Consider the following 1,646-nt stretch of genomic DNA (forward strand, 5'->3'; position numbering starts at 1 on the left):
TCCTTAGAAAGGAGGTGATCCAGCCGCACCTTCCGATACGGCTACCTTGTTACGACTTCACCCCAATCATCCATCCCACCTTCGACGGCTCCCTCCAATTGGTTAGGCCACCGGCTTCGGGTGTTACAAACTCTCGTGGTGTGACGGGCGGTGTGTACAAGACCCGGGAACGTATTCACCGCGGCGTGCTGATCCGCGATTACTAGCGATTCCGGCTTCATGTAGTCGAGTTGCAGACTACAATCCGAACTGAGAATGGCTTTTAGAGATTGGCATGCTCTTGCGAGTTAGCGACTCGTTGTACCATCCATTGTAGCACGTGTGTAGCCCAGGTCATAAGGGGCATGATGATTTGACGTCATCCCCACCTTCCTCCGGTTTGTCACCGGCAGTCTAACTAGAGTCCCCATCTGAATGCTGGCAACTAGTTATAAGGGTTGCGCTCGTTGCGGGACTTAACCCAACATCTCACGACACGAGCTGACGACAACCATGCACCACCTGTCTTCTTGCCCCGAAGGGTTTCTCTTATCTCTAAGATATGCAAGAGATGTCAAGACCTGGTAAGGTTCTTCGCGTTGCTTCGAATTAAACCACATGCTCCACCGCTTGTGCGGGTCCCCGTCAATTCCTTTGAGTTTCAACCTTGCGGTCGTACTCCCCAGGCGGAGTGCTTATTGCGTTAACGCCAGCACTGAAGGGTGGAAACCCTCCAACACTTAGCACTCATCGTTTACGGCGTGGACTACCAGGGTATCTAATCCTGTTCGCTCCCCACGCTTTCGAGCCTCAGTGTCAGTTACAGACCAGAAAGCCGCTTTCGCCACTGGTGTTCCTCCATATATCTACGCATTTCACCGCTACACATGGAATTCCGCTTTCCTCTTCTGCACTCAAGTTCCCCAGTTTCCAATGACCCTCCACGGTTAAGCCGTGGGCTTTCACATCAGACTTAAGAAACCACCTGCGCTCCCTTTACGCCCAATAAATCCGGACAACGCTTGCCACCTACGTATTACCGCGGCTGCTGGCACGTAGTTAGCCGTGGCTTTCTGGTTAGATACCGTCAATCTACTAACATTTCCTCTAGTAGCCGTTCTTCTCTAACAACAGTGCTTTACGATCCGAAAACCTTCTTCACACACGCGGCGTTGCTCCGTCAGACTTGCGTCCATTGCGGAAGATTCCCTACTGCTGCCTCCCGTAGGAGTTTGGGCCGTGTCTCAGTCCCAATGTGGCCGATCACCCTCTCAGGTCGGCTATGCATCATCGCCTTGGTAAGCCGTTACCTTACCAACTAGCTAATGCACCGCGGGGCCATCCTTTAATGATGCCGTAGCACCTTTCCCAACTTAACCAGGCGGTTAAATTGTCTATGCGGTATTAGCAGTCGTTTCCGACTGTTATCCCCCACTAAAGGGCAGGTTCCCCACGTGTTACTCACCCGTGCGCCACTAACCTTAACCAGAACAAGTTCTCGTTGCGGTTCGTTCGACTTGCATGTATTAGGCACGCCGCCAGCGTTCGTCCTGAGCCAGGATCAAACTCTCATGAAAGTTTCATGAGTCGTTTCAGACTCTTACTATTTACTAGCTTGTATTTTTATAGAGTTACCACTCTGTCTCGAATTTATATTCGGGTATGTT

The 1,646-nt window shown here is 51.3% G+C and carries 1 rRNA gene; it reads right to left on the reverse strand.

Annotated elements, in window-relative coordinates:
- Window positions 1-7: 7 nt before the first annotated feature.
- A 16S ribosomal RNA gene (locus HMPREF2811_RS00165) occupies window positions 8-1,556 on the reverse strand.
- Window positions 1,557-1,646 lie beyond the last annotated feature (90 nt).

The organism is Globicatella sp. HMSC072A10 (assembly GCF_001811625.1).
Lineage (GTDB): Bacteria > Bacillota > Bacilli > Lactobacillales > Aerococcaceae > Globicatella > Globicatella sanguinis.